General features: G+C 33.3%; 14 protein-coding genes. 3 read left to right on the forward strand and 11 right to left on the reverse strand.

Features of this window, described 5'->3' with window-relative positions; genetic code table 11:
* Positions 1-13 precede the first annotated feature (13 nt).
* The 7 genes from MW871_RS12955 to MW871_RS12985 all read right to left on the reverse strand — a co-directional run bounded on the left by MW871_RS12955 (position 14) and on the right by MW871_RS12985 (position 10,384).
* On the reverse strand, positions 14-571 hold the full coding sequence (locus tag MW871_RS12955; protein ID WP_248428942.1) for an NfeD family protein: 558 nt from the start codon (positions 569-571) through the stop codon (positions 14-16).
* A gap of 181 nt (positions 572-752) precedes the next feature.
* A complete protein-coding gene (locus MW871_RS12960; protein WP_248428943.1) occupies positions 753-2,420 on the reverse strand; it encodes an alpha-amylase family glycosyl hydrolase in 1,668 nt (555 codons plus the stop codon).
* Positions 2,421-2,516: 96 nt separating this feature from the next.
* On the reverse strand, positions 2,517-4,628 hold the full coding sequence (locus tag MW871_RS12965) for a glycoside hydrolase family 97 protein (protein ID WP_248428944.1): 2,112 nt from the start codon (positions 4,626-4,628) through the stop codon (positions 2,517-2,519).
* 29 nt (positions 4,629-4,657) lie between these two features.
* Positions 4,658-6,955, reverse strand: a complete 2,298-nt coding sequence (locus MW871_RS12970; protein ID WP_248428945.1) for a glycoside hydrolase family 65 protein — start codon at positions 6,953-6,955, stop codon at positions 4,658-4,660.
* A gap of 117 nt (positions 6,956-7,072) precedes the next feature.
* Positions 7,073-7,729, reverse strand: a complete 657-nt coding sequence (gene pgmB / locus MW871_RS12975; protein ID WP_248428946.1) for a beta-phosphoglucomutase — start codon at positions 7,727-7,729, stop codon at positions 7,073-7,075.
* On the reverse strand, positions 7,729-9,093 hold the full coding sequence (locus MW871_RS12980) for an MFS transporter (protein WP_248428947.1): 1,365 nt from the start codon (positions 9,091-9,093) through the stop codon (positions 7,729-7,731). The genes pgmB and MW871_RS12980 overlap by 1 nt, the downstream gene beginning before the upstream one ends.
* Before the next feature lie 268 nt (positions 9,094-9,361).
* Positions 9,362-10,384 (reverse strand): LacI family DNA-binding transcriptional regulator, encoded by a 1,023-nt coding sequence (locus tag MW871_RS12985; protein ID WP_188051398.1) that lies wholly within the window; start codon positions 10,382-10,384, stop codon positions 9,362-9,364.
* Between the two features lie 233 nt (positions 10,385-10,617).
* Here MW871_RS12985 and MW871_RS12990 point away from each other — a divergent pair, with 233 nt between their 5' ends.
* From MW871_RS12990 to MW871_RS13000, 3 genes are read left to right on the forward strand one after another with little or no spacing between them, the layout of a single operon-like run.
* Entirely contained in the window at positions 10,618-13,560 is a 2,943-nt protein-coding gene (locus tag MW871_RS12990; protein ID WP_248428948.1) for a SusC/RagA family TonB-linked outer membrane protein, read from the forward strand.
* A gap of 10 nt (positions 13,561-13,570) precedes the next feature.
* A complete protein-coding gene (locus tag MW871_RS12995) occupies positions 13,571-15,181 on the forward strand; it encodes a RagB/SusD family nutrient uptake outer membrane protein (protein WP_248428949.1) in 1,611 nt (536 codons plus the stop codon).
* Between the two features lie 30 nt (positions 15,182-15,211).
* Complete coding sequence (locus tag MW871_RS13000; protein ID WP_248428950.1) at positions 15,212-16,033, forward strand: SusE domain-containing protein; 822 nt, start codon at positions 15,212-15,214, stop codon at positions 16,031-16,033.
* A gap of 717 nt (positions 16,034-16,750) precedes the next feature.
* Here MW871_RS13000 and acs read toward each other — a convergent pair.
* The 4 genes from acs to MW871_RS13025 all read right to left on the reverse strand — a co-directional run bounded on the left by acs (position 16,751) and on the right by MW871_RS13025 (position 22,518).
* Positions 16,751-18,658 carry an acetate--CoA ligase gene (acs, locus tag MW871_RS13005; RefSeq protein ID WP_248428951.1) on the reverse strand — a complete coding sequence of 636 codons (1,908 nt, stop codon included), beginning with the start codon at positions 18,656-18,658 and terminating at the stop codon, positions 16,751-16,753.
* Positions 18,659-18,773: 115 nt separating this feature from the next.
* Positions 18,774-19,136, reverse strand: coding sequence for a response regulator transcription factor (locus MW871_RS13010; protein ID WP_188051393.1), 363 nt, complete (start codon positions 19,134-19,136; stop codon positions 18,774-18,776).
* A gap of 7 nt (positions 19,137-19,143) precedes the next feature.
* Positions 19,144-21,849, reverse strand: coding sequence for a sensor histidine kinase (locus MW871_RS13015; RefSeq protein WP_210646694.1), 2,706 nt, complete (start codon positions 21,847-21,849; stop codon positions 19,144-19,146).
* A 441-nt stretch (positions 21,850-22,290) separates the two neighbouring features.
* Complete coding sequence (locus tag MW871_RS13025) at positions 22,291-22,518, reverse strand: DUF6814 family protein (protein ID WP_188051391.1); 228 nt, start codon at positions 22,516-22,518, stop codon at positions 22,291-22,293.
* Positions 22,519-22,528: the final 10 nt, after the last annotated feature.

The raw sequence follows: 22,528 nt of genomic DNA on the forward strand, positions 1-22,528 counted from the left end.
GGTTTAGTTTAATTTAATTTTTTTCTACAATTAATAAGTTGTTTTCAACAGCAATTACTTTTACGGAAGAATTCGAATATATTTTTTCATTTGAAAGCGTCATGGCATCTAGTTCATGAAAAGAGCCATTTACGCTAATTAGTACTTTTCCTTTTCCCGATTTAGCTTCGGGAATGGTAAGATATACTTCGGCTGTTTTGTTAAGTGTATCTTCTATTTTGAAACTATTGTTCTCCGATAATTTTAAAATTTGCTTTACTAATATAAAGAAAACGCCAACAAAAGCTAAACCGATTGTAAGAGAAACACCAATCAGCACTGCTTTGTTCTGAATGGAATCATAAAATGAAATTCCGCTCCAGCTAAATCCTAATAAAAAGTTGATAAGATTGCGCAAGGTGAAGATTTCAAAAGGTAAATCTCCATCCCCAGCATCGGAGTCGATATCGGTTTCACCGCCGCTTAGGCCAATGAAAGTCATAATGGTTTGCAAAGCAAAAAATAAGCTAATTGGTAATGCGATATACCAGAAAGCTTTAAGCAAAGGTTCGTAGTTTTCTAAAAATTCCATTGGTTTGGTTTTGATTGCCAAAAATAGACGGAATTTTTTACAAAAGTTATATTTCTTAAAAAAGATATAAAATATATTTAAGTGTTTTACTACTTTTTGATAAAGTTCATTATAAAAAAAAAACACCTTCATTTACAAAGGTGTTTTGAATAAGATGATAAAAAGCTTTTACTGTTTTTTATTATTTAGTTTCGGAAATGGCTTCTAATAAAACAATATCAAATTCAGAATCTATACTGACTTTTCCGTTTACAACCAAAACTTCTTTTCCTGAGTAAGTATCTTTTAGCTTTGTTCCGTTTTTAAAAATAGATGCTACAGTTACTTCTTTTTGACCTACTGGCAGATTTAATCCTATAATAACTGAATCCGAATAATTATTCTTGGAGAATGTTCTAGAAAAAGTATAAGGCTGGTCGGAAATTTTTTTGTGAATTCCTGCACCAATTGAAGGGTGATTTCTTCTAAATTGCCCTAATTTTTGCCAATGTAATAGTGTTTTTTGAGTTTCTGAATTTGATTTAATTTCCTCCCAATTCATAAAAGAACGCAATGTTGCATCACCTTCTGTACCTTCGATTACTAACGATCGTGCACTTTCATCTCCATAATATACTTGAGATAATCCAGGCGAAAGTAACAACTTAATTGCTGCTTCTTTACTTTTTGTGCGTTTGGCATCAAAAGGAGCTCCGTCATCATGAGAAGATAAATAGTTTAAAACACTGTATCCTTTCAATTCATTATTTAACTTGTCTGAATATTTAGAGAATATAAATTCATATTCTTTTTGGGCATCCCCTTTAAATTCGAAATTGATCATGTTGTTAAAACCATTTTCGAAATAGTTGATTTTTTTATCTCCAAAGTCAAAAATTTTTCCACTGCCGATGCCATAATTATATACTTCGGCAATTGTATAGAAAGAATTTTCATCTAAAACTTTAGTAGGGTTATTTTGCTTCCAAGTGGCAAAAGCAAAGTCACATTGCGTTTTAAAATCAGCCCAAACCGTTTCTTCGGTGTGTTTTACTGTGTCGGCTCTGTAACCATCAATCCCGTAATCACTAATATAATCTGTGAGCCATTTTATAATATAATATTTGGGTGCTTTTGGATATCCAGTACGAGCAAAAAACGCATCTAATTCTGCCATTTCTTTTTCATAGCGTCCTTCTTTTTTCCACTTTTCGATTAGAAAAGGAGGTAAATCTACATTTTCATTACTTTCTGTTTTAATGTCAGGAAGGTTAGACACTAGCGTACACGCAGTGGTGCCTTTATAGGATTTATAATCACATACTGGACCTGTTCGTACCCAATCCTTTGGCCAGACAGTATCTGTTTGTGTTACCGGTCCAGTATGATTGATTACACCGTCTAGTATAATTCTAATTCCATGTGCATGTGCTTTATCGACTAGCATTCTTAAATCTTCCTTGGTTCCAAAGTTAGGATCTAAGTTAGTCCAATCTCTCGTCCAGTAACCATGAAAACCATATGTTAGTCCAGTTCCTTCATCTACACCATCGTGAATTTGTTCTACAACTGGTGTAAACCATATTGCATTTATTCCTAATTTATCAAAATAGCCTTCTTCTATTTTTTTGGTAATTCCTATAATGTCACCTCCTTCAAAACCGCGTAATTTTGCCGTTTTTTTATTTCTTTCAAAATTAGTATCATTTGATGTATTGCCGTTATTAAAACGATCTGTTAATAAGAAATAGACATTGGCTCCTTCCCATACAAAAGGTGTTTTCTGTATTTTAGAAACATTTTTAGAAGTGGAACAACTTCCCATGATAATTGTTAGGAATAGAAAAAAAGGGATGAATTGCTTTTTCATTTTTTAAATTTAAACGATTGTATTTTAGCTCTTTTATTCTGAATTTTTTAGCTTATTCTAAAGTAAATTAAGTCGGGCTAATAAGCGATCAAACACTTATTTACTTTCGATAATACTAATTGCATAACCTCCTCCAGGCGCAGATAATTGTGATAGTTTTGATTTATTAGTGATTGTACTTTTAGTAATAGTGTATGCTTGCGGATTTGTTTTGTAATGTGCATCTTTAGCGTCAGCATAAAGTATAGCGGTGTATTTTTTTCCTTTATCTAAAAAATCAAAATTAATAGTTGAAGTGCGGCTGTTGTCTCCATTTACGTTACCTACAAACCAATTATTAGTTCCTTTTGCTTTTCGCGCTACAGTAATGTAGTTACCAGGTTCTGCCTCTAGGTATTTACTTTCATCCCAATCTACTGCTACGTCTTTTATAAATTGAAAAGCATCTGGGAACGCATTATAATGTTCTATTAGATCTGCTGCCATTTGTAAAGGACTATACATCGTTACATACAAAGCCAATTGATTGGCAATAGTGCTATTTACATGTGACTTATTATCAGGATTTAGTTTGCTGATGTCCATTTCAAAAATTCCAGGCGTGTAATCCATTGGTCCACCGATTAAACGGGTAAAAGGTAAAATCGTTACATGATTTGGTTTAGAACCACCAAAAGCTTGATATTCTGTTCCTCTAGCCGATTCATTGCCAATTAAGTTTGGATAAGTTCTAGAGATTCCTGTAGGACGTATGGCTTCGTGAGCATTCACCATTATTTTGTAATCGGCGGCTTTTTCTATGGCATATTGGTAATGGTTTACAGACCATTGGTTATAATGATTTTCTCCACTTGGAAGAATATCTCCTACATAACCACTTTTTACAGAATCATAACCGTTATCTTTCATAAACTGATAGGCTTTGTCCATGTGACGCTCGTAATTGCGAACCGAACTTGAGGTTTCATGATGCATCATCATTTTTACTCCTTTAGATTTTGCATAGGCTTGAATCCCTTTTACATCAAAGTCAGGATATGGAGTTACAAAATCAAAAACAAAATCTTTAGAATGTCCAAACCAATCTTCCCATCCTTCATTCCATCCTTCAACTAAAACCGCATTAAAACCATGAAGAGCCGCAAAATCAATATATTCTTTTACATGCTTCGTGTTGGCACCATGAGTTTTATTTGGTGTGGCCTTAGAATAATCGGTAATGCCTAATTGAACAGAGGGAAAATCATTGGTATAAGCCCAAGAACTTTTTCCAGTAATCATTTCCCACCAAACACCCACATATTTTATGGGCTTTATCCAAGAAGTATCTTCTATTTTACAGGGTTCGTTTAAGTTTAGGGTCATTTTAGAGTTCAAGATTTCTCGGGCATCATCGCTCACTATTATAGTTCTCCATGGTGAGAAGTTAGGTGCTTGCATGTATCCTTTGTCTCCCTTTGCATCTGGTGTTAGCCACGATTGAAAAATCATGCTTTTATCGTCTAAATTTAAATGCATACACGAATAATTAATCAAAGCTGCCTCATGCAGATTGATGTAAATCCCCTCCTTTGATTTCATCATTAATGAAGTTTGCACGCCTGTTGGTGAAAAAGATTTCTGGGATACGTTTTCAGTAAATGCTTTTTCCGAAAGACCTCTTATTTCTGATAATTTCGATTGAGTGTAATCATATTCTTGAGTGTCATAATCTCCTGGAATCCAAAAAGCAGTATGGTCTCCAGTCATTGCAAATTGTGTTTTTTCCTCTTTAATAATAAAATAAGTAAGGTTTTTTTGTGTTGGGAATTCATATCGGAAACCCAAACCATCATCAAACAATCTAAAACGAATGATAATTATTCGTTCCGTTTCTTTTTGTTTTAATGTTACTGCTAGTTCGTTGTAATGATTCCTAATTTTGTTTACTTCTCCCCAAACTGGTTTCCAGGTTTCGTCAAAACTAGTTTGTTGTGCATCCAATATAATAAAATCATCAAGTAATGATTTTTTGTCGTCTTTTAGCTCTAGTCCTAATGTACTTGGTTTTATAACATCTTTGTTTTTGTATGTAAGGTTATAAGTTGGAGTTCCATCATCCAATAAGGAAAATTGCATTACAAATTTGCCTTCAGGTGATTTTAATTCTTGTGCTTGCAGAATGCTATTACTAAGAAGAATAAATGCAGTTAAAAATAGATTTTTCATATTTCTTTTTTTTAATGATATCGTAACTTTTAATTCTGTGGGCTTTTGCTAGCAAACACTTTTTGGCCATTAACGACTAGCGCAAGTTTTGTGTCTCCATTGACATAAAAATGAGTTTCATTTTGACTCACCACAACGGTTAAAATCTGATTTCTAAAATTAATTTTAAAGGAGTACGACTGCCATTCTTTTGGAATTTTTGGAGAAAAATGCAAAGTGTTGTCTCGTACTCTTAATCCACCAAAACCTTCTACAATACTCATCCAAGTTCCAGCCATAGATGTAATATGACATCCTTCTTCTACTTCATGGTTGTAATCATCAAGATCCAAACGAGAAGTCCTTAGATAAAAGGAATAAGCCATATCCATTTTGTCTAATAAAGCTGCTTGTATAGAGTGAACACAAGGAGATAGGGAGCTTTCATGAACAGTAAAAGACTCGTAAAAATCAAAATTATTTTTTAATTCTTCTCTAGTGAAATGATCTTCAAAGAAATAAAAACATTGCAAAACGTCAGCTTGTTTAATGTATGGCGAACGCAAAATTCTGTCCCAAGACCATTTTTGATTGATGGGTCTTTGGCCTTTGTCTAAATCGGCTACGCGAACAAGGTCTTTGTCTAAAAAACCATCTTGTTGTAAATATAGATTGTGTTCTTCAGAAAACGGGAAATACATATTATCTGAAACATTTTTCCAAGATTGTAATTCAGAATCGGTTATTTTTACTTTTTCAGTAATTCTTTTGTGATCCAACGGATATTCTAAGGATACTTTCTGAACTTGTTCATAGGTATATTCAAGGCACCATTTTGCAATATAATTGGTATAAAAATTATTATTGACATTATTTTCATATTCATTAGGGCCTGTAACTCCTAAGATTACATATTTTTTTTGATTGCTAGAATAATTTACTCTTTGGTGCCAAAAACGAGCAATTCCGATAAGCACTTCTAAGCCTTTTTCTGGAATGTAGCTGTAATCACCTGTATACCTATGAAAATTATAAATAGCAAAAGCAATGGCTCCATTTCTATGAATTTCTTCAAAAGTTATTTCCCATTCGTTATGGCATTCTTCACCATTCATAGTCACCATTGGATACAAAGCTGCTCCATTTACAAAGCCTAATTTTGAAGCGTTTTCTATCGCTTTGTCTAATTGATTATAGCGGTAGGTCAATAAATTGCGCGCAACTTCTTGATCTTTAGTAGCCATATAAAAAGGAATACAATACGCCTCAGTGTCCCAATAGGTTGAGCCGCCATATTTCTCTCCTGTAAAACCCTTTGGTCCAATATTCAGGCGAGAGTCTTTACCCAGATAGGTTTGGTTTAACTGAAAAATATTAAAACGAATTCCCTGTTGTGCTTTTACATCTCCTTCAATGGTAATGTCTGACATTTCCCAGATCTCTGACCAAGCATTAATTTGATCTTCCAATAGTAATTCATATCCTTTGGATACTGCCTTTTCGATTGCTTTTTCTGCAGCAATTAGTGTGTTTTTATGGTTTAAAGAAACGGTATAACCTCCTATTTTTTGAATAGAGGATTTTTCTCCTTGCGCAACTATGACATCATAGTTAAATTGTATTTTATCTGATTTTGTTTCTACATCAGAAGGAGAAATAGCTGTTTTTTGTCCATTAGACCAAATGCTGTTTTGCATGAAAGTCGTTACTTTAAAATGAGTTTTAAAGGTTTGAGCTGTTACAAATGCTTTATTATTTGCCTTTGATACCTCTAGCGGTTCCCAGAATTTTTCTTCCCAATTGGCATCTTCATTCGTAATTCCTGCATCAACATAGGGTTTGTAAATTATTTTTGCATTTTTGTTTAAAGGCGTTATTTCGTAATTTATGATACCAATCTCGTCAAGTTTTAATGAAACAAATCGACGTACATTTACTGCAATTTCGGTTCCATTCTTCAGTATGGCATTAAAGGAGCGATTGTACCATCCTTCCTTCATATTCAATTCTCTACGAAAGTTTTTTACTTCCATACAGGTGTTCAAATCTAAATTTTCTCCATTAATTTCGATATCGATTCCTATCCAGTTAGGAGCATTCAAAACTTTAGCGAAATATTCGGGATATCCATTTTTCCACCAACCCACTTTGGTTTTATCGGGATAGTAAATACCGGCAATGTAACTTCCTTGAAAGGTTTCTCCGGTATAATTTTCTTCAAAATTTGCACGTTGTCCCATCGCGCCATTGCCTATGCTGAACAAACTTTCGGAAGATTTGATACGTGTAACATCAAACCCTTCTTCTATGACAGACCAATTATCTGGTTTTATATAATCTTGATTCATTTCGCTTTAATTTGTAATAAGCCCTAATTAGTAGAGATTTGCTCCATTTTAGGAATAAGCAAGTAAGAGGACTAATTAGGTGTACTTGATTTTAAAAAAGTAATTTTTAGGAATTAGTTATTTTGAAATAAAAAACTCTATAAATGGGTTTTTTATAGCTGTAAAATCTTCAAATGTATATTTTGCTTCCTTTAATACAGAAGCATTTCCTATTCCGACACTGGTCATATTTGCTATGTTTGCAGCTTGAATTCCAGCTACAGAGTCTTCAAAAACAATTGCGTTTTCTGGAAGAACATTTAAAGATTTTGCTGCAATAAGAAAAACTTCAGGATCAGGTTTAGCATTCGTTACATCATTGCCATCAACAATTGCATCAAAATAGTCTATAATTCCTGTTTTCTGTAATATTGGTCTAGCATTTTTACTGGCAGAACCTAAAGCTATTAATTGTTTTTTTTCTTTTAAAAATTGTAGTGTTTTGTGAACTCCCGGAAGAATCTCGGTTTCGTTCATGTTTGTTATATAGATGAGATAATCTTCATTTTTTTGGAATAGAAACTGTTCTTTTTCCTCTTGTATAAGATCAATTTTTCCTATTTCTAAAATGATATCTAAAGAGCGCACGCGGCTCACTCCTTTTAATAATTCATTATGATCTAATGTAAAATCGATACCTAGCTGATTGGCAATTTTTTTCCAAGCTAAATAATGATATCTGGCAGTGTCAACGATCACTCCATCTAAGTCGAAGATAAATGCTTTCTTATTCATTATTGCTGTTTTATTACGTCATCTACATCCTGTACTTTAAAAACTAAAGCAGCAGCAATCAAGAAACTAAAGCCACTAGTAACCAATGCGAAAATAGCATTGTCATGGTAAACATATTTAACTAATGGTCCGCCGATCAAGGCATTTATAATTTGAGGAACTACAATAAAAAAGTTGAAGATACCCATGTAAACTCCCATTTTCATAGGAGATATTGAACCCGCTAATATAGCGTAAGGCATAGATAAAATACTAGCCCATGCGATTCCGACACCTATCATAGATAATATTAACCAGTTTTCATTTGGCACGAAGTAGATTGATATTAATCCTAAACCTCCAATGACCAATGAAATAGAATGTGTTATTTTTCGACCTATTTTTTTTGCAATGTAAGGAAGGGCAAATGCGTAGAAAGCCGAAACCAGATTGTAAATTCCAAAAAGGACACCAACCCAATCTCCTGCATTTTGGTACGCTTCACTTTTGCTATCGCTTATGGGTAAGCCGTATACGTGATGGGCTATGGCAGGAGTGCTAAATACCCACATTCCAAAAAGACCAAACCAAGAAAAGAATTGTACCCAACTTAACTGACGCATCGTTTCAGGCATTTTTTTGAAATCTTCAAAAATGTCTAATAAGCTGTTTTTTTTGATTTTTACAGTTGAAACGTTTGTTTCTAAAAGTGTCTTTTTTTCTTCAAATTGTGCTAATTCTTCTGGAGAATATTCTTTTGTTGTAAAAATCGATACTAATATGGAACCAACAAGAATGATAGCTCCAATGACAAAAGATAAAATTAAATGCATTGGAACGCCGCCGCTTTCATTTCTATTAGAAACGCCAAACCAATTCGTTAATACATATGGTAGCCAAGAACCGATTACAGCACCAAAACCAATTAAAGCGGTTTGTACACTAAATCCAAGAGTTCTTTGATCCGTTCTTAAGTTGTCGCCAACTAATGCTCGAAAAGGTTCCATGGCAATATTAAACGAAGCATCCATGATCATAAGCATTCCAGCTCCAACCCATAAAGCAGGTAAAAAGGTAATAAAAATGGCTGCTTGTGGCATTAATATCAAACCTACTGAAGCTAATACAGCACCTAATAAAAAGAATGGTTTTCGTCTTCCGAGTTTTCCCCAAGTTTTGTCGCTGTAATATCCTATGACCGGTTGTACAATGAGTCCCATTAAAGGAGCAATGATCCAAAACCAAGATAATTCATGTACGTCTGCACCAAAAATTTGGAGAATTCTGCTGGCATTAGCATTTTGAAGGGCAAAACCCATCTGTATCCCTAAGAAACCGAAACTCATGTTCCAAATTTCCCAGAAACTTAATCTACGCTTTTCCATTATCGTAATTTAAAATTGATACGATAAGCGCTATGCTTATCAAAACTTGTCTTATTTTCGAAGTAAAAGTCAAAGCTTTGAGTGGTAAATATAAAAATATATTTTAATTCTTTGTTTTTTATAAAGAAATAAAAGGAAAGATTTGCAACTACAAGGTTGTAGTAGTGAAATAAATAAGAAAAAAGATAATGTATGATTCAGGAAAAAGCCAAATTTGGGTGTTAATTTCTAAAAGTGAACTGTAATAACTGTGATTAAAAGCTAAAAATCACTTGGTAGATTCTCTTTCTATCAGATGAGTTTCTATTACTTCTGTTTTGTAGCTTTCGTTTTCTTCTTCGTCTTCTAATTCAAGTCTTTCAATTAGCATTTTCGCAGCAACATTTCCCATTTTTATACCACTTTGACTTACAGTAGTTATAGTAGGAGTAGAGTATTTAGAAATCATGCCGTCGGTAAAGGCAATGACAGCAAGGTCGTTAGGAACGTTCAATCCAATTTTGTGAGCCGTTTTTATAATTGTTACCGCAAACAATTCATTTACTGCAAACACCGCATCGATCGCTTTATCTTCTAATAATTTGCCTATTGTTATTTCGCAGGTATCAATATCTTCAATTTTAATGATTAGTTCGTCATTAAAAGGAATGTCGTTATCTAAAAGTGCTTTGGTGTAACCATCGGTTCTAAGCTTGCCTACACTTACATAATCTACAGTGGTTACTAATGCGATTTTTTTTCTTCCTTTATCAATTAAGCTTTGAACTGCCTCGTAAGCAGCTAGTTTATCATCAATTATCACTTTGTCACACAAAATTTCATTGGTTACTCTATCAAACATTACGACAGGCATTCCTTGATTTATAACTTCTGTAATGTGATGAAAATCACCTTTAAACTGCGTCTCTTTAGAGAGTGACATGATAAAACCATCTATGCTACCATTGGCAAGCATCTCCATATTTAATACTTCTTTGTCAAAAGAATCATCGGACAGACAAATGATTACACTATAACCGTTTTCGTTAGCTACTTGTTCTACACCGTTTATTACTGTAGAAAAAAAGTGATGAACGATTTCGGGAATGATGATGCCAATTGTTTTTGTTTTTCTATTTTTTAAACTCAGCGCTATATTATTGGGTTTATAATTGTAAAACTTTGCAAAAGCTTGCACTTTAAGTCGGGTATCTTCGCCAATTTCAGGGCTATTACGAAGTGACTTGGAAACGGTTGAAATAGAAACGTCTAATTCTTTTGCGATTTGTTTAAGCGTAATTTTCTTTTTCATATTGCAATCGAGTAAAAATTTATTTCGTAATAAAGATAAAATATAATTTCACAATTAATAATTTAATTGGTGAAAATGCAAATAAATCAGAAAGTTTTCAACACTATCACGTTTTCGTAGACCAGGAAAAAATACTGCTTGTCGGGAGTAACAAATTTTACATAAATTTAACATTCGAAGTAATAGTTAAGCATTAAGATTCTACAAAAAATCAATTAATTTAAATGAAAAGTATGAAAACAATTTATAAAAAGTTGTTCATTTTAACATTACTGCTCCCATTCAGTATTTTGGCTCAGAGTACTTTAGGAGGAACTGTCTTAGATAAATTATCGGGGCAACCTATTCCTGGAGTAAACGTAAATATTGAAGGAAACAAAAGTGGTGTTTCTACTGATTTTGATGGTAAATACCAATTGTCGAATGTAAAAAAAGGAGATAAAATTGTTTTCTCTTATATTGGTTATGCCAATGTTACCGCAATTTTTACAGATCAAAAAACACTAAATGTATCGCTGGTTGAAGATGCCAACCAACTGAATGAAGTTGTAGTACAAGTAGGGTACGGAACCGTAAAGAAAAAAGATGCCACAGGAGCTGTAACAGTATTATCTACTAAAGATTTTAATAAAGGAGCCAATGTTACTGCGGAAAACTTATTAAATGGAAGAGTTGCTGGTGTAACTGTAAATACTAGTGGAGCTCCAGGATCTGGATCGCAAATTAGAATTCGTGGTGGCTCATCTTTGTTCGCGAGTAATGATCCCTTAATTGTTATAGATGGTTTGCCGATTGAAAACAATTCTGATAAAAATTTTGGTTCAACCTCTATTTTAGCGTCTATAAACCCGAGTACAATTGAGTCTATGACGGTATTAAAAGATGCTTCAGCCACTGCTATTTATGGTTCACGCGCTTCTAACGGTGTTATAATAATTACTACCAAAAAAGGAGGAAAAACGCTTGCTGTAGATTATAATTTTCAATATGGGAGTGGTAATTTAGTAAAAACTATTGATGTCTTTGATGCCAATTCTTTTAAAGCGATTATTGCACAAAGAAGACCAGATGATGTTCCGAAATTAGGTAATGCTAATACAAATTGGCAAAAAGAAATTTATAGAAGAACTGATTATGTAGATAATAACATTTCATTAAGAGGAAACTTATTTAACATCATTCCTTCTCGAATTACTGTGGGTAATACTTATCAAGAAGGTTTGCGATTAACTAATGTATTTAATAGAAATACAGTTGGTTTAGCCTTAAACCCATCCTTTCTGGAAGATCATTTGAAAATAAAATTGAATGCCAATTATTCGAACGAGAACAATAGATTCGCTGATGGTGTGGAGGGAAGCGCATTGCGATTTGATCCTACCCAGCCAGTATATAAGTCAGGTTCTATTTATGGTGGTTTCTTTGAATATTACAATCAGGCCAATGGTAAACTTATCTCGCAAACTCCTAGAAATCCTGTTGCACAATTGTTGCAAACTTTTGATGAAGGAAAAAACAATCGCTTTTTTGGTAATTTAGAATTAGATTATAAGTTTCATTTTTTGCCAGCATTAAGAGCGGTTGTAAATGCGGGATTTGATCAGGCCGATGGAGAAAGAGCTAAAACAGCTTCGGCCTTCGCAGCTAGTTCAGGCACTAATAATGACATTCCTTTTGGTACCAATGAATTCTCCAGAAGTGTTAGAAAAAATAAATTATTGGATGCGTATTTAACATATAATACTTCTTTTGATAAATTGGTTTTTGATATTACTGCTGGATATTCGTATCAAAAATGGGATTCGTTCAACTTTATTACAGGAAATACAAACGATCCTAATTTGCCAACAGGAATTACCGGATTTCCACAAAAAACCATCGATTTTGATAGAGTTAATGTTGGGTTTTTTGGAAGAACAAATTTAAACTTCAACGATAAATACTTGCTTACTTTATCTTTTAGAAGAGATGGTTCTTCTCGATTTGATAAGGATAATAGATGGGCCAACTTTCCTGCTGCAGCCTTTGCATGGAAAATTAAAGATGATTTATTACCAAATAGTACTGCCGTTTCTGATTTGAAAATTAGATTAGGATATGGTATCACAGGACAGCAAGAGATTGGTAATAACAATGATTATTTACAACAATACAATGTAGGAAGTGGTAGCTCTCAATACTATTTTGGGACTGTTGCTTTGCCAATTGCAGTTTCTGCCAGACAGAGTTCTAATCTAAAATGGGAAGAAACCACTACTTATAATGCAGGAATAGATTTTGGTCTTTATGACAATAGAATTACAGGAAGTGTTGAGGTTTTTTATAAAGACTCTAAGGATTTATTAGCCGATGTTGCAACAGCTGACGGGAGTAATTTTTCTAACAGATCTTGGCAAAACATTGGTAGTTTTACTACCAAAGGAATCGAATTTTCAGTAAGTACAGATGTAATTAAAACCAAAGATTTAAATTGGAATCTTAACTTTAATGTGACTGCCTTTGAACGCAAGATAACGGAGTTGAGCTCTGATTTTATTAGAGTTGGAGAAAATTTAGCAGGAACAGGAACCCAAGGACAAGTGCATCAAGTAGGGTATGCTCCAAACTCTTTTTTATTATACAAACAACTTTATGATACCAGTGGAAAACCTATTGAAAATGGATATGCAGATTTAAATAATGATAACGTGATCAACTCAAGCGATAAGTATATTTATAAAAATCCTGATCCTAAAGCTACTTTTGGTTTGGCCTCTACATTAAATTATAAGAATCTTGATTTTTCTTTCAACTTTAGAGCAAGTGTAGGTAACCGAGTATTTAATGCTGTTAATGCCAGTAGAGCACAATACAATTTATTAACAACAGGCGGAACGGTGGGAAATATTCCAACTTCTGTTTTAGAAACAGGATTCAATACAACTTCAAATGTAGTTTTATCCGATTTGTTTGTTGAAAACGCTTCTTTTTTGAGGCTGGATAACATCACTTTGGGCTATACTTTTCCAAAATGGTTAGAAGGGAAAGCCTCTTTGCGTTTATTCGCTGGGGTACAAAACGTTTTCGTAATTTCAGATTATTCTGGTTTAGATCCAGAGATTGCAAACAACGGAATTGACAATACCATATACCCGAGACAACGCTCTATTTTAGGTGGGGTTAATGTTAAATTTTAATAATAAGATCATGAAAAAAATAAATTTTATTTACTTCCTATTTGCTTTAGCGACATTGCAATCGTGTACGGGTGATTTAGATGTAGTAGCAGAAGATCCAAGAGTACTTTCTTCGGAAAAACTATTTACTACTCCTTTAGGATACAAGCAAGCATTGGCGGGTGTATATGGCAATCTTAGTTTGACCGGTACAGGAGATGCAGGTTCTTCGTTCTTACAAGGAATTGATGCAGGAACAAGTCAGTTTGGAAGATGTATGTGGTATTTACAAAGTTTAACAACAGATGAAGCCGTTTGGACTTATGAAAATGATGAAGGAGTTGCTGAATTGCAAAGGAATACCTGGACAGCCGCCAATCCTATTTTACTAGGGATGTTTAGTAGAACAATGGCTGAGGTTGCACTTGCTAATGATTTTTTGAGACAATCTACACCAGAATTATTAAGTTCAAGAGGAATTAATGCTACGGCAGATGTTGCAGAAATTAATTTTTACAGAAATGAAGTACGTGTTTTAAGAGCGTTTGCTTATTATAACATGATGGATTTGTTTGGAAAAGCCCCTTTTATTACAGAAAATGATAAATTGAATTTTAAAGGGCCACAATACAACAGACAACAATTATTTGCTTTTATTGAAAAAGAACTGAATGAAGTAATTCCAAATCTTAAAGCCGCAAGAACAAATGAGTATGGGAGATTAGACAAAGCGATGGCTCAAATGATTCTAGCAAAAATGTACTTGAATGCTGAGGTATATATTGGCACACCAAAATATGCGGAGTGTATGACTAAATGTACCGAGGTAATTGGTGGAGGATATTCCTTAAAAACGAATTATTTAGACAATTTTAATGCTAACAATAATACCTCTTCTGAGCTTATTTTTACCTTACAATCAGATGGTATAAAAACTCAAAATTACGGTGCTACTACTGTTATAATTAACGGTCAAGTAGGTTCTATCGAATCCAACGGTGCTGAATTTGGTGTTGGTGGTTTTGGAGGAGCGTTGCGTATGCGAAGACAATTAGTAGAGAAATTTGATGGTTCGCAATTTGATACCGATACCAGAAAAACATATGCAGCTGGTACAAGACCAATTGATATTGCTGAACTTACTAATGCGGGACAAGGATATATTTTGCGTAAATATTCTAATAAAACTTCTGCTGGTATTGCTGGGGTAAACTCCACATTTGTAGATACTGATTTTCCATTATTTAGATTAGCCGATGCGTACTTAATGTATGCTGAGGCGCAAATGAGAAAAGATGGTGCTACCAATTCAAATACTTCTGCCAATGCTTCTGTTCAATCGTTAAATTATATTAATGCTTTAAGAGAAAGAGCAAATAATGGTTCTGCTGTTGCAAATGTTACTCAGTCACAAGTAAACCTAAACTTTATTATTGATGAGAGAGCGAGAGAATTGCATTGGGAAGGTCACCGAAGACAAGATTTGATCCGCTTTAATAAATACGGTGGAGGCAATTACAATTGGGCTTGGAAAGGAAATGTTGCCAATGGAACTTCATTTGCATCCAATTTAAATGTTTTTCCGATACCTAGTTCATCTATTTCATCCAATCCTAATTTGACGCAAAACACGGGCTATTAAATGACTGTTTCACATTAAAAATAAAAAAACATGAAAAATATTAATAAATTATTAGTTGCTTTTTTGAGCATAGTAGCTATTTCTTGTACAGATGATATTCAAGATACCAATAGAGAAGCTGTAGCTGGGGTAAAAGCACCTGTATTATTATCACCAACAGGAGATTTTAATATCGTACTTTCTAAAGCAACAGAAAAAGATGTTGCAACCACCTTTATATGGGACGATGCTGCTTATTCGGGAACGCCTACTGTTGTAAATTATACAATAGAAATTGCAAAAGCAGGAACTAAATTTGCAGCGCCAATTGTTGTTACTACCACTACAAGTCGTTTTAAGGCAATTACCGTTGGAGAATTAAATTCAGCATTAGTGAATGGTGGCTTTGTTGAAAAACAAGAAAACTTAGTAGATATTCGTGTAAAATCATCTATAGGAGCTACCAGCAGTGTAGCACAGTTTTCTAATTTCTTTACTATTAAAGTTACTTCGTACCGAACACCATTAGCAAGTTCATTATGGCTTGTAGGCGCAGCTACTCCTGGAGGATGGTCATGGGATGATGATGCAGAAACCGAGTTGCCATTAGTAATAGGTCAAACCAATGTATATCAAGTGGCAGTAATGTTAAATGGTGGAGAAGCTTTTAGAATTTTTCTAGGCAATAATTTCACAAGTAACGGAAACTGGGATGCGAGTCGCAGTTACGCATTTTACGCTAACGCAGGTTATACCATTACTCCTGAATTAGTAAATGCTAATGATGGTGATTTTAATTTTAAATATACAGGACCAACAGGAATGAGAGTCCTAAAAATTGATAACGCTGCCAAAACGATAACCTTAGAATAATTTTTTTAATGTATCCAAAACAAGACTATTATTCGAGAATGCATTAAAAAAGTCTTTTGAGATATAAATTGTTAGTTAAAAGGAGTAGAAAACGAAGTTTTTCTACTCCTTTTTTTGTTTAAGTGTAATTGTGAGATTTTATAAAAGCTAGCGCAATAATAATAACAACAAGCGATTCAGTTCAGTGAAAATTCAATTTGAAAACAATTCACAGCGTTTCACATGTCGATGTAATAGAACTCTGGTAATATGATATGTCTATTAAATATTTTTTAGTTAAGAATCCAGAGTATGAACTTATCAATTTCAGTTCGTTGATAAAATAGCTTTTTAAGAAACTGGATATTACAAGGAAAAAGAAAAGAATAGATACCAAATTGAAGCCGAAAATAGTTAGTTCAAAAATGGAGATGGTTATGATAGAGTAATAACTTTCGGTACTAACAATCTGAAATAAAATATTTTACAGTAAATTTAAAGAGAATACTCCAATTAAGTATATAAAGACAATCGAAGTTTTTAATGAATAAAAAGAAATGGTTCAAATGAAAAATAGATCAAAAAAAGCTTCTAAAATAAAACGCTTATAACGAATCTTTAAAATTCAGTTATAAGCGATTTTTATTATTTAAGGTTAATATTGCTCAAAATAGGCGATATGTTTCAGTGAAGTCCTTTAGTTGGAGTACTTTTTGAACAACAATTAAAAACCAAAAATTAAATTTTTCCTTCTTTAATTTCATCTACAATTTCCGGGTTTAACAAGGTTGATGTATCTCCAAAATTAGAATAATCACCTTCGGCAATTTTGCGTAAAATTCTACGCATGATTTTTCCAGAACGTGTTTTTGGTAAACCAGACACAAACTGTATTTTATCGAGTTTGGCAATTGGTCCGATATGATTTGAGATTTGTTGATTAATTTCTTTAATCAAGTTTTCTCTGTCGCGATATTCTCCGGTTTCTTTCAAAATTACAAAACCATATAACGCATTCCCTTTTACGTCATGAGGAAAACCTACAATGGCAGATTCAGCAACGGCTGGATGCTCATTAATTGAATCTTCAATAGGTGCTGTGCCAAGATTGTGTCCTGAAACGATAACCACATCGTCTACACGGCCTGTAATTCTATAGTATCCCACTTCATCACGTAAAGCTCCATCGCCAGTAAAATATTTACCTGGAAAAGCAGAAAAGTAAGTTTCTTTATAGCGTTGGTGATCCCCCCAAATAGTTCTTGCAATTCCTGGCCAAGGAAATTTTATACAAAGACTTCCCGTAACTTGATTGTCTTCAATTTCATTTCGTTTGCTATCCATTAATACGGGTTGAATTCCCGGTAATGGTAAGGAAGCATAAGTTGGTTTTGTTGGTGTTACAAAAGCTAAAGGAGATATTAGAATCCCGCCTGTTTCAGTTTGCCACCAAGTATCAACCAGAGGACATCTTTTGCCTCCCACGTGATCATTATACCAGTGCCATGCTTCTTCATTTATAGGTTCTCCAACAGAACCAATTACTTTCAATGTTTCCAATTTAAATTTTTGAACATAAGATAAGTTCTCTTTGGCTAAAGCCCTAATGGCAGTTGGAGCAGTATAGAATTGAGTTACTTTGTGCTTTTCTATTGTTTCCCAAAAACGACTGAAATCTGGATAGGAAGGCACACCTTCGAAAATTATTGTAGTGGCTCCGTTTAATAAGGGACCGTACAAAATATAAGAATGTCCGGTGATCCAACCAATATCCGCAGTACACCAAAAGATGTCATTGTCCTCATAATTAAAAACGTTTTTAAAAGTGTATGCAGCATAAACCATATAACCCGCAGTAGTATGAACCATACCTTTTGGTTTTCCTGTTGATCCTGAAGTATAAAGAATAAACAAAGGATCTTCTGCATCCATAATTTCGGCTACATTATTATCCGATGCTTGATCAAGAAGAGGCTCTAGCCAATGGTCACGACCTTCTTTCATATTAATTTCCGAATGGATTCTTTTTACCACCAATACCTTTTCTACGCAAGGACTTTTTTCTAGAGCTTCATCAACGATGCTTTTTAAGTCTATTGTCTTGTTACCACGATAACCACCATCTGAAGTAATTACCATTTTGCACTCGCTATCATTAATTCTTGCCGTCACTGCCGATGCTGAAAACCCAGCAAATACAACGGAATGGATTGCTCCAATTCTAGCACAGGCCAATGTAGTAATTGCTAATTCGGGAATCATGGGCAAATAAATGCAAACACGATCTCCTTTTTTTACACCTTGATCTAATAAAACATTTGCCATTTTGCAAACCTTTTGGTGTAACTCATTATAGGAAATATGAACCGCTTCTTCAGAAGGATCATTTGGTTCGAAAATAATAGCTGTTTTTTCTCCTTTTTTAGCAAGATGTCTGTCGATACAGTTTTTGGTGATGTTAACTTTAGCCTCAGTAAACCATTTTATTTCGGCTTCAGCCATATTAAAATCGACTACTTTGTCCCATTGTTGGTACCACGTAAAATTTTCGGCGGCTATCTTATCCCAAAACTTTCTTGGTTCGCGAATGGATTTTTTATATTCTTTAAAGTATTCTTCTAGATTATTTATTTTGTAACGGCTCATATTTATAGATGTTAGTTGTTTTTTATTTTAAAAAATGATTTTCAATTTCGTGAACTTTTGATTTTGTTATAATGTAACCTCTACATTTTAATAATTCCCTATTCTGAGAATTTTTTTATTGTGTTAATTCATGAACTTGCTCGACTAATTTTTTAACTGAAAAAGGTTTGGTTACATATAAGTTTGCTCCGAGTGCTAGTCCTGATTCAATATCTTTTTCTTTGTTTTTTGCCGAAAGGAAGATGACTTTGCAATGCCGCAGCCGTTCGTTCTTTTTAATGTGTTCTAATGTTGCAAAACCATCAACCATAGGCATCATTACGTCTAATATAATTACATCTGGAAGTTGATTTTTTAAAATCTCTAATGCTTCTTGTCCATCACGAGCAATAAAAACTTCAAAATTGTTTTTCTTGAACGTGTATTCAAGCGCCATTACAATATTGGGTTCGTCATCTACGATTAAAATCTTTTTCATTTTTTCTTTAACTATTTTCTGCGGTGTTATAATTGGGTAAGGTAAAAATAAAAGTTGCGCCTTCAAGAACTTCTTTTTCTGCCCAAATTCTACCTTTATGGTGTTCTATAATTTTTTTACAAATTGCTAATCCCAATCCACTTCCTATTGGTTTTTTTACATTTTGATTTCTGGACTGATAAAATTTATCAAAAATAGCCTCAAAATCTTCTTTTTTAATTCCTTTGCCATTGTTGTGAATTTTGACCTCGATGTTATCTCTATTTTCAATAATCGAAATTATTATTTTCCCGTTGGCATTTGCACTAAATTTTATAGCATTTGACACTAAATTTGTAACAACTTGAACAATCCGTTCTTCATCATAAAAAGCTTTTATTTCTGAAGAAGATTCTTCAAAAACCACTTCAATTTTTTTATTCTTGATCAATTGTTGTAATGATTCTAAAGTATTTTTTATTGTTCTAGAAATGTCATTTTTAGATAAATATATTTTTTGTTTTCCGGTTTCAAATTTCTCTAAATCTAAAATTTTGTCTATCAAACGGTTCAATCGATCTGATTCGGAAATAATATTTTGTAAAAACTGTTTGCGCAACTCATCTGGTATATCCTCGTCATCATGAAGGATTTCGCTAGCCGCGCGAATAGCCGTAATTGGTGTTCTTAATTCATGTGTAACCGTATCTAGAAATTCATCTTTTTGAATGTCTTTGTTTACGAGTTCTAAATTGGCATTCTTTAATTGTACCGATATTTTTTTTAGTTCATTAGAAGTATCTGTCAGTTTTTTGTTGATGATGAGGTTTTCTTTAGATTCTTCTAAAATTCGCAAGACCTCCGGCAAACTGATCTTATCTTCCTTGATAACACTAGATATTAATATTTTGGCGGAAGCAGTACCAATATGGCCGGTTAATAGATTCTCTGCAAATTTTATAAATCGCGCATCGGCTGTCGTGATATCTTTGTCTACATTGTATTTTAAATTAAAAATAGTAAGAGCTCTCTTTGTTCTGTCTTCTCCTAAAAAACGTTGTAATACTTTTTGAATGTCACTAATGTAAGCGGTACCTTTCCAAATAAAAGCATTTTCATGATTGGTAATATATTTGTCAATATCTACAAACATTTCCGCATAATTGCGTTCTCTGTAATTTCCGCTAAAACTTACGGAAATTGCCATATAACTAAAAGTATTAATAAGTAAGCTCCAGAAAAAAGCATGTGGAATTGGTTCCAGATAATCCAATCCAAAAAGCTGAAAAGGTTTTAATAGTGTAATTCCCCAAGGTCCTTCTTGAATAAACATACTTGTTGATTTTGTAAGACCAATAGCAAAAGGAATTAGTAACGTGTAAAAGCATACTGAAAAACCCAAAATAATCCCAGTGATCGTTCCCTTTTTTGAACCTCTTCGCCAAAAGAGCGCGCCGAAAAAGGAAGGTGCTAGTTGTGCAATTATTACGAAAGCGACCAATCCTACCGAAAATAGAGAATAATCTAAAATGAAAATTCTGTAAATAGCGTAGGATAAAATGATAAGAGAAAATATACCAATTTTGCGACTGTTAACGATACGTCTGTTGTTTTTTTTCTGCGATGCATTTTCAAGAGATCCAATAAATCCATACGGAATTAGTAAATTATTACTAAGCATAGTAGACAGCGAAATACAAGAGACAATAATCATTGATATTGCTGCCGAAAATCCACCCAGAAATACTAAAACTGTCAAGGTGTTGTTGTCAAATAATTGAGGAATCAATAAAGAATATGTGTCTGAATTATGCCCTTTTCCTTCAAAAAGGATGTTGCCGCCCCAAGCAATTGGAAAAACAAAAATATTAAAAAGCAGTAAGTATAAAGGAAAAAGCCAAATGGCAGTTCTAATATGATTTTCTTTATTGTTTTCTACAATTGCTGTATGAAATTGTCTAGGTAATAAAAAAATGGCAAACATGGATAATATACATAAAAAGAACCAATTAATACCGTTGCTAATCCCACCAATTGTATTTTTTTTGTCGAAATCTTTGAGTAAAGCTGCTTTTTGATAAATATCATCAAAACCATCAAAAACAAAATAAGTTACATAGATTCCTATAATCAAAAAGAAAATTAATTTTAATATAGATTCTAAAGCAACTGCAGTAACAATACCACGTCTTTTTTCTGAAGCATCTACGTATTTTGTACCGTAATAGGAAGCGAAAAGTGCCAAAGCCAAGCAAACATAAGTAGTAGTATCTGTAAAAATATTAGCACTAGATTCTGTTTTTGTAACAATATGAAAAGTATCTGAAATAGATTTTAATTGTAATGCGATATAAGGTACAATACCAAAAATGCACACCATAGTGACTAAGGCGCCAAGAAATCTGCTGTTTCCATAACGTAAGGAAATGAAATCTGCGATACTAGAGATTTTATTCACCCTCGAAATTCTAATAATTTTCTTGAGAATAATCATCCATGTCGGAATAATTAATATAGGGCCTAAATAAATCGTTAGGTAATTTAAACCGGATTCTGCAGCAACGCCAATACTCCCATAATACGTCCAGGCGGTACAATAAACTGCCAATGAAAAGGAATATACATAGGCATTATTAGTCCATTTAGAATGACTTCTTTTTTCAGACCAATGGGCAATGAAAAAAAGAATAGCTAAATAAATAACCAATATTAGTAAAAGCCCTATGCTATTCATAATATCTTTTTATAATGAAGTACGAAATAGCAACTGAAAACAACCATGCCGAAAAAATATAGATGTAGATTATTGGAAAACCAAAAATTGGTTTGGAGTTATCAAATAATAGCAAAAGAGGCAGATTCAATGCTAATAACAATAGCATTGATAGAATTACTAACTTTTGTTCATGTCTCTTTTTCATAATAATTTACCGCTTGTTGTGAGCAGAATAGCTAATATAATGGGTGTTGTTTTTGTCTTATTGGTACAAAACTGAAAAACTGTTTGTACTAGATAAAAGTAACTAAAACCATTGTCTCTTTGTAATTAGTCATACTAAAACACAATTAATTTTATAATTTTAAAATTTTATCGTTTTAGTACAACAGCTTTATATTAAATAACAAACAATCACTGTAAATAAATACAGGAACTGTTTGTTAAAGTAGTATTTTTTTAGTTCTTTTTTTCGTCGTAATCTCCCATTAAGGCATAGTATCCAAAAGTTCCTAAGCCCAAAACAATAAGTGGTGTGAGCACAAAAAGGATAATAATTCCAAAAACTAAATCCTCTTGTTTTCCGGATACAAATTTTGGTAATCCAAAAGTAAAGATGCAAAAATAAGCTGCGGCAACCGCTAATGCAATCCAAACTAATCCTAAAATTCTTTTTATTTGATTCATAGCTATATTT

This window comes from Flavobacterium pygoscelis (assembly GCF_023162025.1).
In the GTDB taxonomy this organism is placed as follows: domain Bacteria; phylum Bacteroidota; class Bacteroidia; order Flavobacteriales; family Flavobacteriaceae; genus Flavobacterium; species Flavobacterium pygoscelis.